Below are 9862 nucleotides of genomic sequence, written 5' to 3' on the forward strand. Positions count from 1 at the left end.
ATCAATCAAATTTATCATTTTCCAGATACTCAAGCAAAAGGGGACTCAAAATTTTTATGTAAGTTCCCTTCATGCCTAGACTGCGACTCTCAATTAATCCGGCACTCTCAAGTTTTCGCAATGCATTCACTATAACACTTCTTGTAACGCCGACTCGGTCAGCAACTTTTGAGGCAATAGCTACACCCTCATGGCCGTCTAACTCAGCGATAATATGTTTCATGCTCTCAAGTTCCGAATATGAAAGCGCACGCATGGCCATTTGAACGCTCAGACGATTTCTTGAAGTTTCCTCGATAACTTTTGCGCGCTCGTTCAAAATTTCAATTCCTGCCAGCATTCCGAGATATTCAGCTAACAAGACATCTTCAACGAGAAAAGGCGCATGGAATCTCACAAGCATAATAGTTCCGAGTCTTTCTGCGCTTGCTCCGATAATTGGCACGTACATTAAATGTTTCTCAGGTCTCTCACCTGAATAAGCGTCATCGAATAAAAACGCGTCCTCGTCGTGAACTTCTGAGTCACGGCAGCGATTCATCCTGATAACAAATTCTTCCGGCATTACTCCATCTTTGAAACTGTCTGATAACGCTTTAGATTTGTACTCAGGCAGCCAGAAATAACCTAACATTTTGCCGGACTTGTCGACTACATAAACATTTGCGGTCGAGAACTCTGACAATAATTCTGACAAATGATAATAATTTAACGGTTCGCCCTCCTGCTTTGACTGGAAAGCGCGCCCTACCCGCCTAGTTTTGCGCAAGAGTTCATTTAGTGCCTTGTCGGTGTCATCATGTCTAGCCATAAATAAATCCCTCCTATAATAAATAACGCCTGATGTCGCGATTCTCTACTAAGCTGCTTAATTTTTCGCGTACCATTTCAGGTGTGATTTCGATTTTCTCGACGTCCATATCACTAACTGAAAAGCTGATTTCTTCGAGTAACTGCTCCATCATTGTGTGAAGTCTGCGCGCGCCGATGTCTTCCATTTCTGAATTCATTTTGTGAGCGAGCTTTGCAATTTCTTCTGTAGATTCTGGAGTAAATACTAATTCCGTGCCTTCAGTTGATATTAACGCTTCATACTGACGAATTAAACTATTTTCCGGCTCTGTCAAAATCTGCTGTAAATTTTCCCAGCTCAACGGCTCAAGCTCGACTCTAATGGGAAAACGCCCCTGCAACTCCGGAATCAAATCCGAAGGTTTAACGCCGCTGAATGCACCCGCAGCAATAAATAAAATATGATCCGTCTTGACTGGCCCATAACGAGTTTGAACGGTCGAGCCTTCTACAATCGGCAATAAATCGCGCTGGACTCCTTCTCTGCTTACGTCAGGACCGTGCGAGCTGCCTCCCTTTACAACAACTTTGTCGATCTCGTCAAGAAAAACGATTCCTTCTTCCTGCGCCATTTCGAGAGCTTCACGTGCCATTGCGTCAGTGTCGATTAATTTTTCTGCTTCTTCCTGCTGCAAGATTCGTAAAGCCTCTTTAACCTTCAAATGCCGTTTCTTGGTCTTCTTGGGAATCATTCCGCCGAGCATTTCAGTTAAATTTATTCCCATTACGTCCATGCCTGGAGTCCCGAAAATCGGCAATGAAGGGTTATTGTCGTTTACCTCGATTTCAACATCACGGCCGTCAAGTTTGCCATCTTTGAGCATTTTTCTGAATCGTTCGCGCGTTTTATTATCTGCTGGCGGTTCTTGTTCGGGCTGCTGTTCTTCTTTCTCGTCTGACTCTTTGCCTGCACTTGTTAAAGCTCTCATAAAATCGGGCATAGAAAATTTTTGCTCGCGTCGTGGAAGAATGCAGTCTAACAATCTTTCTTCAGCGCGTTCGAGTGCGGGTGCTTGAACTTCTTCTATCATTCTTTTACGCACCATTGAGACGGCAAATTCTGTTAAATCGCGTATCATTGTCTCAACGTCTCTGCCGACATAGCCTATTTCAGTAAATTTTGTAGCTTCAACTTTGACGAACGGAGCATTTGAGAGAGTCGCGAGTCTGCGTGCGATTTCAGTTTTTCCGACACCTGTAGGCCCGACCATCAAAATATTTTTAGGCATGACTTCATGTGCGATTTCGGGAGGTAAAGCCCGCCGTCTGATTCGATTTCTGAGTGCGATTGCTACAGCGCGTTTTGCTTTATCTTGGCCGATTATGTAACGATTTAGATGCTCGATAATTTTTGCTGGTGTTAAATCTGATGTAACTTTTTTCTCCATTATTCTAATACCTCAACAGTGATATTTTTGTTCGTGTAAATGCAAATTTCCGACGCTAACTCTATTGAACGCCGTGCAATTTCTTCGGGAGTCTTGTCAGTTGACTCACGTAAAGCACGACCCGCCGCCAACGCATAGCCCGACCCTGAACCGATCGACGCAACATCGCCTTCAGGTTCCAAGACATCGCCGGCACCGCTTAATAATAACGTAATTTCTTTGTTTGCTGCTAACATCATTGCTTCCAACCGTCTTAATGCTTTATCGAGTCTCCACTCGCGAACAAGTTTTACAGCACCCTTCATTAAGTCGCCTTTTTCCTGTTCGAGGCAGTCTTCAAATTTTTCAAGAAGAGTCATAGCGTCTGCCGTGCCTCCTGCGAAACCGACTAAAATTTTGCCGTCCAAAAGAGTCCTGACCTTGCGAGCGTTACCCTTTATGACTTGAGAGCCTAGAGTTACTTGTCCGTCTCCTGCCATTGCGACGCGTGAGTCTTTCCTCACACAAACTATCGTAGTACCATTAAACAGTGTAATCAATCCTTTCATGATTCATAATAAATAATTTTTGATATATATTATCTCATTTGCTTTATTATTGGGAATAATGCGATTAAATTAAATTTTTCTGTGTAATTTGGCGATATGTTATAATGCGATTATCAAATAAATTCTTTCACACAGCACATTCAAGCAAGAAAATAATTTTACAACTACATTTACAACTACAAAAATGTTGATTCGTTTGTGTGATAATAAAGACTCATAAGAGATATAAAAAATTTTTCCCCGCAGAATCACTCACACGAGAAAAAATATAAAATACTTATTATGAAAAAATTTAATTATTTGCCTGCCTGTAAAATTTCAACTACGCAGATTTCACCGTCAGACGCTTTAAATGTTATCTTGCCGCTTCTTGATGGCTTGTAATCAAATTTTGACTGAGTAACTGCTATATGTGCGGGGCTAGGGATAGTGTATTCGGCGTTATTATCTTTATCCCACTTGTAAGAATAATCTCTGCGTCCCCATTTTGTCCAAATTGTATTTGTGTGGCCTTCTGTTGCGCGTTTTCCGTCTTGAGGTCTCTGGAAAATCCAAGTCCATCCGGCAGTGTTTGAACCTTATTTACTTGCACATTCATAATCAGTAAAAGTTTCGCCCGTAGATTTCTTTATTGCATTATTGAGTGTTCTCGGTGCAGCTCTTGACACTGTCCCGACTGGAATACTTGCGGATCTAAACTGCGCTATAGTTATAGCCTAAAATAGTATCGTTATAGAGAAATTCAAACACGCCGATTTTGTCAGTGCCGAGTCCTTCATAAATTTTGAATCCTGTAGTCTCTGAAAGGTGTGCGTATTGCTGTGAGGGGTTTGTCTCGCCTGTAACTTTCACTATATAGTGATAAAGCTATGAACCGGAATAATAGTAAATACCATGCTTGTGTCGCGGTGCCATGCTTTATATTTGCGGTTGAACTTGAATAAAGACGATGTGAAATAATATTCTCTCGGCTCAACGTGCATATTTGGCTTGAAAGTGTATGTATATCCCGGAAAAACAGCACTCGCAGTATCGGCAATTTTTACGCGGCTTGAAGTGTTTGCTATATTCTCATCAGACGGGGCCACGTCAGAATATGCTTTGAGTCCGTTAAGAGCTTCTGCCCACTCTAAGAAATCTTATTATAATTAATCGAGTTAGGGTCGCTGGAAAGAATGACTCCATCGCCGGAAACGTAAATTATTTCAAAGTCTCTGCTGTCGAGTTCTGACTCGCTGGTATTAAGCGTTAAAGTTTCATCGCCTGACGTATAAGTAATTGTAATCAGGTCTGCGCTGTCAAATAAATTTACTCCGATTCTGTCGGGTCATCAGGCAAATAGGGCGGGAGATTCAAATCAAGCGAGGCTGTCAATACGTCAATCATTTCTGCTTGAATGTTGATGAATGCCAATACTGCGCCGTCATCAAGTGCTTTGCTGAGTCGTGTTACATAAACGGGGTTATTGTCGAGTTCAGCGTGAAAATCTGCGCCGTTTTCCTGATACCATAAAAGAATATCGCCTTTTTTCGCTCTCACTGATGAGTCTTTTACGAAATTTACAAGATTAAAAACGTCCTCGCTTTCAGGTATTGTATCGGGAAGACCTGCACTACCTCCGCAGCCTCCTGTTGTGATAGCTGCAAAAGTTAATAACGCAACAACGAGCACTAGCAGCCCGAAATATTTATTAAATTTTTCATGATTCATTTGCGGCTTTATTTAATTTATAACGAGTGGAGGTTTTGACAGGTAAGCTGATATTAATAAATAATTATGCCTCGTCCGAAGTCCGATTCTATTGTGCATGATTAACTCCTTTTGTCAAGGTGTGAACGATTGATTTTCCTGCACTCAACATAATTTTTTACGTTATCGCTAGAATCCTTTCATTAAATTATGTATGCAATTATACACGAAAAAGTTTGTAAAAGTCTTTCGGAAACGTGCATTTATAATTACGGGTGAGAAAAAGGCCTAGCAAAAACGCTATAAAAAACGTGTCGCACACATACCACAAATTTGCGGTTATATGCTTTCTGATACACTGATAACCTTTATCTGCTATTACACATGTATGTTCTGATAATGGTAGTTTGCTTGCTTAAATAATTACGACCCCCGCTAAAATTTCCCCTATAATATTACTTTGCCGCTGTAGTATTCGGATGCCATCTTTTTAGCTGCTAGCGTCGATTACTACAATATTAGGTTCATCTTATTTCAATTTTTGTTTATCATGGAGCTTAAATTCTTCACATGAGCACAAAGTTTTTTTCACAAGTTTTATTATCTCATATGTTGTACTTAAGTACGATAATTGCGATAATAAGCTAAGAAGATACACAAACGATGGCGGACGTCCTCCACTTTTATGGCTTTCTATAAGTTGTTGATCTAATTTATCAAGCATGACAAAAAATGTATTACGCTTAACACCGAAAATCCTTTGAAATTTTTCATCTGTAATTTTTCTATTTGCTCTATTCTCTTTATAAATGTATAATACATGATCTCGAAAAAGTTTATACAAAAATTTTTTGCGGAGTAATATTTATATGGCTTGCTGGTATATTATTTGCGAACGGAATCGATTTAGGCCGATTGAGTCCATTACGCACGGTTATAGCTGTTTGCATGAGTCTAGGACTATTTATAATTTCACGCGCTGAAGATTGATAATAAATTTCTAGTTTTATGCGGAGTAAATATACATAATTCATAATTTTATCGCTGCACCGTTAAGAATAATTTGCAGGCTTAGGGATTAATACACCGATTTTGATGCTAATATTTTGCTTTGTTATTGCCGTATTAATTCCGTTATTGGTCGTGAAATTGTACAAGAGATATAAATTTTTGCGCTGGATTGAGTACATATTTTATCCGTGAAAATTTTTCGCGAAATAAAGTAATAATTTATGGATATAATACAATGCAGAAAAAATTTTTTTGCTGGAGGGCTTGACAAATGATTTTAATGCGCCATAATGGTCTCAGGTCTCAGGTCTCAGGTCTCAGGTCTCAGGGATATTTATGTCGATTCACTTAGGGGACTGGCAGTAATATTTGTTGTATTAGGTCATGCTTTAGGATGGTTCAACGAAATAAAATTTACACGCATAATAAGCAGCTTAGTATATAGTTTTCATGTTCCGTTATTATTCATGATAGCCGGTTATGTATCAGGGATAAGCCGTAAGAAATTAAATTTTCGTGATTATGTCATAAAAAATTTTATAGATTTATATATTCCGTGTATGTTTTTCTCGTATCTTCAATTTGCCTGCAATAAATTTGTATTTGCCTCGTTTAATCCTGCCGGTTTCAGAGTCCCTGATTATCACGAATTATATACGATACCGTTTATAGGCTTCAAAAATTACTGGTTTCTATGTACATTATTTTTTGTGAAGGTGCTGGATAAAATTTTCAGCTTCAACGAGAAAATAAATTATGTCTTATGGCTGATAATAAGTGCTGTAATAATAAATTTTCGCGGGATAGTGCCTGAATTTCTCACACAATTTTATTACGGATTATATTTTTGTGCGGGGAAAATTTTAGAGCGTTCAAGATTTATAATTCATACAAAAATTTTTTACGGGGTAATATTTATATTGCTTGCCAGTATATTATTTGCGGACGGAATCGATTTAGGCCGATTGAGTCCATTACGCACGGTTATAGCTGTTTGCATGAGTCTAGGACTATTTATAATATTTCATGCGCTGAAGATTGATAATAAATTTCTAGTTTTATGCGGAGTAAACAGCATGGTCATATACACAATTCATAATTTTATCGCTGCACCGTTAAGAATAATTTGCAGGCTTTCAGGGATTAATACACCGATTTTGATGCTGATATTCTGCTTTGCTATGGCCGTATTGATTCCGTTATTCATCGTGAAATTATACAAGAAATATAAATTTTTGCGCTGGATTGAGTATATATTTTATCCGGGAAAACTTTTCGCGAAATAAAGTAAATCCCCTGCCGTTATTGCATGACAGGGGAGAAAATTTTTTTACGCCTGAACATTTAATCTCGACGCGTTGTCATCTGCTTCACGTCTTGCGCGTGCTTCCTGATCTGCTGCAACTTTAGTTATCATGCTGTCATATAACATTTTCCAGAGTCCTGCACCATCAGAACGTGCAACTAAATCATCTGTCGCCATTTCTAGCGATAACTCCTCCATTTGCTTCCATGGCCGGCCCTGATCTGAACCGCTGATAGATCTTGCTGACTTCTGCATATCCTTCCAAAGTTTAGCCCATAAAAGCGACTCGAACTGTTGACAGGTTTCCTTTAATTTTTTTGCCTCGGCGGTCTTGTGAACTTCAGGATTAACGTTATTATCTACAACTCTTACCGGACTCGTATAAATCAAAATTTTCACGCCCTTTTTTACATCGTAACTAATTCGCCATGAAGAGCTCCGGCCTTGTCGATTGCCTGCAAAATCGAAATAATATCGCGCGGAGTAGCTCCCAATGAATTTAAGACTCTCACCATATCGCGCACTGTAGTTGTAGCGGGCATTGCTATCATGCTTGTACCCTGTTCATCGGCTGTTATATCTGTACGCATTGTAACAATCGGAGGCGCAAGAGGGTTATCAGGCTGAATTACATTTGCGGTGTCAGCTACTTCAACCGTTAAATTTCCGTGAGCGACTCCGACTGCGCTGATTCTGACATTGCCGCCCATTACAACTGTTCCGGTTCTCTCATTGACTGCGACTTTTGCGGGAGTATCGGGTTCAATTTCAAGAGTTCCCATGTTCGCGAGAAAAGCCGAGGGAGCCTGCACATATTGACCGGGCAAATTTACTTCGACTCTAGCTGCGTCGACTGCAAAAGCTACAACGCCATAGACTCTATTAATTGCGTCTGCGATTCTCTGCGCTGTCGTGAAATCAGGTTCACGCAACAATAAAGCAACTTGGCCGCCGGTTGTGAAATCTGACGGGACTTCACGCTCAACAATTGCGCCGTTATGGACTCTTCCTGCTGTAGGGACATTTTGAGTCCTTGATGCTGCTGCACCCTGAGCACTTCCTCCGCCGACCATGACAGGGCCTTGTGCAACTGCGTAAACTTGTCCGTCTGCTGCTCTTAACGGTGCTTGAATGAGCATTCCTCCCTGAAGGCTTGAAGCGTTACCCATTGTATTAACGTTCACGTCAATATTTTGTCCGGGTCTTGCATAAGGAGGAAGAGTCGCCGTTACTGCAACAACCGCAATATTTCGAGTCCTTACTGAGCGTGCGTCGAGTGTAACTCCGAAATTTCGCATTAAATTACGCATCATTTGTATAGCCATTTGTGAATTATCGCCGGTGCCGTTCAAGCCTGTAACGAGTCCGATTCCTGTTAACTGGTTTCCGCGTGCGCCTTCTACTTCTGTAATATCTTTGATTCTGACATTAGGATTTACGCGCGAAAAGTCCATATCCTGCAAATTAACGGCAGCAAATGAACTCGACGATAACGCAATTATAAGCGCGATTGAAATTATAAATTTTTTCATGACTCTAGAATATAGTTAATAAAATTTGTGAGATAATGCCGGGCTTCTGAGTGCGAGACATTATGCCCCTGCCTTTTACGGCGATTTCTGCATTTGCTACTAACTGGCTGCTGATTTGATTCTCTGATGTAACGTCTTGAGGTCTTATCACGCCGGTTAATTGGAACTGTAAAATTTCTTCACTCGTTCTAATATCGCGCGTACCTTCGATTACGAGATTCCCATTTGGCAAGACTTCAGTTACTAGACATGCAAGAGTCGCCGTTGCGTGGTGCTTGCGTTCAATGCTGCCGTCTCCTGTTGTTGCACTTGAAGTATCGAGAGCGAGACTCCTGATGAATCGCAAAATCCCTGTTCCATCACTTACAGAATGACTTGATGTTTTGCTAACGTCTGTTGTTGCCTCGTCTTTAGCGTCTGTTCGTTCGTTGACAATTACTGTTATTACGTCGCCTACTTTTCCCGGCCTTGCGTCTGCGAACCAATTTCTATTATCGTTCCAGAGTGAAGCCGCGTCTGCATTTGCTGCGAAGAGAAGAATAAATATTGCTGATAAAAATTTTTTCTGACTCACTTGTTATAGCACCTCAATTTCTACGAGATTTTCATTTACTATTTTTGCGCGGAGAATAATTTTTTTGTTGTCCGCACGTCTTACCCTGACAACGTCGCCCGGCCTGCCTTCGTCTAATAATATTCCCTCAGTTGATGCACTAGCCGCGCCTAATCTTGCAACTATTTTAACCCTGCGCCCCTTTGGCACAATGTTAGAATTCACGAGATTTGCGAGTAAAATTGCTTCTCCCTGCTTGATATTTTTGTTAGCTGCCAGCCCGATAATTTCAGAAGGATTTGACGCATAAGCCCCCGGCCTCTTTATTGCTATTCTGCGGGAAACTAAATCACCCGCGTTAATCCTGCTGCCCTTCTTGATGTTATGAGACGCCGCTAAAATATTTTGATACCATGTCAAGCGAACGGGAAAAGATTTTATTCTGCCGGTGTTGTCTCGGAACTGCAAATTTACAGATTGAGTGCCGGGGATAATGCTTGAAGGTTCAATAATTTGCCCGTCGGGAACTGCTGAATTTGCCGAGACTTCTACATCGCCGTTCCATGATGACAAAGATTTTATCACAGGAATTAGACTCGATGCCGGTTTAAGTGCTGGACTCTCCGTAAAATTTCCTTCGTAGGCGGGACGCTCTATTTGACATGTTGACGGCATGTATAACTCGATTCTTGCGTCGCTGGCTGAACTTTCACTAATTGCGCGTAAGACTTCATTGCGGGATAAAATATTTCCGTCAGAGTTTAGGGTCAAATCCGATAAAATTTTTCGTGTGTTACGATTTCCGCCTGTAATTTTTGCGACACTTCCGAGCTTGAAAGAATTTCCCGCACTGTAAAATTTCGCTGGGATCTCGATTCTAATAGTTTGTGCTGCATGAGCTTGACTCACCGCAAAAAAAACGAGGAGCGCAATAATCATACACTCCCCTAATAAAAATTTTTTGTTCATGATTTAACGCTTGA

The 9862-nt window shown here is 40.7% G+C and carries 12 protein-coding genes; 2 read left to right on the forward strand and 10 right to left on the reverse strand.

Features of this window, described 5'->3' with window-relative positions; all coding sequences use genetic code 11:
* Position 1 precedes the first annotated feature (1 nt).
* From codY to IJT21_02265, 6 genes are all read right to left on the reverse strand, one after another.
* Positions 2 to 811, reverse strand: coding sequence for a GTP-sensing pleiotropic transcriptional regulator CodY (gene codY, locus IJT21_02240; protein ID MBQ7577065.1), 810 nt, complete (start codon positions 809 to 811; stop codon positions 2 to 4).
* Positions 812 to 824: 13 nt separating this feature from the next.
* Positions 825 to 2240 carry an ATP-dependent protease ATPase subunit HslU gene (gene hslU, locus IJT21_02245; protein MBQ7577066.1) on the reverse strand — a complete coding sequence of 472 codons (1416 nt, stop codon included), beginning with the start codon at positions 2238 to 2240 and terminating at the stop codon, positions 825 to 827.
* Positions 2240 to 2788 carry an ATP-dependent protease subunit HslV gene (gene hslV / locus IJT21_02250; protein MBQ7577067.1) on the reverse strand — a complete coding sequence of 183 codons (549 nt, stop codon included), beginning with the start codon at positions 2786 to 2788 and terminating at the stop codon, positions 2240 to 2242. Before hslV ends, hslU begins: the two co-directional genes overlap by 1 nt.
* Before the next feature lie 693 nt (positions 2789 to 3481).
* Complete coding sequence (locus tag IJT21_02255; protein ID MBQ7577068.1) at positions 3482 to 3640, reverse strand: hypothetical protein; 159 nt, start codon at positions 3638 to 3640, stop codon at positions 3482 to 3484.
* Positions 3640 to 3876 (reverse strand): hypothetical protein, encoded by a 237-nt coding sequence (locus tag IJT21_02260; GenBank protein ID MBQ7577069.1) that lies wholly within the window; start codon positions 3874 to 3876, stop codon positions 3640 to 3642. Before IJT21_02260 ends, IJT21_02255 begins: the two co-directional genes overlap by 1 nt.
* Positions 3877 to 4096: 220 nt before the next feature.
* Positions 4097 to 4498, reverse strand: coding sequence for a hypothetical protein (locus IJT21_02265; protein MBQ7577070.1), 402 nt, complete (start codon positions 4496 to 4498; stop codon positions 4097 to 4099).
* 768 nt (positions 4499 to 5266) lie between these two features.
* Between IJT21_02265 and IJT21_02270 the strand changes: the two genes are divergently transcribed.
* Together IJT21_02270 and IJT21_02275 are read left to right on the forward strand one after the other, a co-directional pair.
* The gene (locus IJT21_02270; protein ID MBQ7577071.1) at positions 5267 to 5467 is read left to right on the forward strand and encodes a hypothetical protein; all 201 of its coding nucleotides are present in this window, start codon (positions 5267 to 5269) and stop codon (positions 5465 to 5467) included.
* Between the two features lie 311 nt (positions 5468 to 5778).
* Positions 5779 to 6774: an acyltransferase family protein gene (locus IJT21_02275; protein MBQ7577072.1), complete on the forward strand. Its 996-nt coding sequence runs from the start codon at positions 5779 to 5781 to the stop codon at positions 6772 to 6774.
* A gap of 44 nt (positions 6775 to 6818) precedes the next feature.
* Here the strand turns inward: IJT21_02275 and IJT21_02280 are convergent, their stop codons facing one another.
* From IJT21_02280 to flgA, 4 genes are read right to left on the reverse strand one after another with little or no spacing between them, the layout of a single operon-like run.
* The gene (locus IJT21_02280) at positions 6819 to 7193 is read right to left on the reverse strand and encodes a hypothetical protein (GenBank protein MBQ7577073.1); all 375 of its coding nucleotides are present in this window, start codon (positions 7191 to 7193) and stop codon (positions 6819 to 6821) included.
* A gap of 8 nt (positions 7194 to 7201) precedes the next feature.
* Positions 7202 to 8326 (reverse strand): flagellar basal body P-ring protein FlgI, encoded by a 1125-nt coding sequence (locus tag IJT21_02285; protein ID MBQ7577074.1) that lies wholly within the window; start codon positions 8324 to 8326, stop codon positions 7202 to 7204.
* Between the two features lie 4 nt (positions 8327 to 8330).
* On the reverse strand, positions 8331 to 8900 hold the full coding sequence (locus tag IJT21_02290) for a flagellar basal body L-ring protein FlgH (protein ID MBQ7577075.1): 570 nt from the start codon (positions 8898 to 8900) through the stop codon (positions 8331 to 8333).
* Between the two features lie 3 nt (positions 8901 to 8903).
* Entirely contained in the window at positions 8904 to 9818 is a 915-nt protein-coding gene (gene flgA / locus IJT21_02295) for a flagellar basal body P-ring formation protein FlgA (GenBank protein ID MBQ7577076.1), read from the reverse strand.
* Between the last annotated feature and the right edge of the window lie 44 nt (positions 9819 to 9862).

This window comes from Synergistaceae bacterium, assembly GCA_017443945.1.
Lineage (GTDB): Bacteria > Synergistota > Synergistia > Synergistales > Aminobacteriaceae > JAFUXM01.

Excerpts from the sequence above, each read along its gene's own strand:
- IJT21_02275 (MBQ7577072.1), top strand. The coding sequence starts at position 5,779 with ATGGTCTCAGGTCTCAGGTCTCAGGTCTCAGGTCTCAGGGATATTTAT.
- IJT21_02265 (MBQ7577070.1), bottom strand. The coding sequence starts at position 4,498 with ATGAATCATGAAAAATTTAATAAATATTTCGGGCTGCTAGTGCTCGTT.
- codY (MBQ7577065.1), bottom strand. The coding sequence starts at position 811 with ATGGCTAGACATGATGACACCGACAAGGCACTAAATGAACTCTTGCGC.
- hslU (MBQ7577066.1), bottom strand. The coding sequence starts at position 2,240 with ATGGAGAAAAAAGTTACATCAGATTTAACACCAGCAAAAATTATCGAG.
- flgA (MBQ7577076.1), bottom strand. The coding sequence starts at position 9,818 with ATGATTATTGCGCTCCTCGTTTTTTTTGCGGTGAGTCAAGCTCATGCA.
- IJT21_02285 (MBQ7577074.1), bottom strand. The coding sequence starts at position 8,326 with ATGAAAAAATTTATAATTTCAATCGCGCTTATAATTGCGTTATCGTCG.
- hslV (MBQ7577067.1), bottom strand. The coding sequence starts at position 2,788 with ATGAAAGGATTGATTACACTGTTTAATGGTACTACGATAGTTTGTGTG.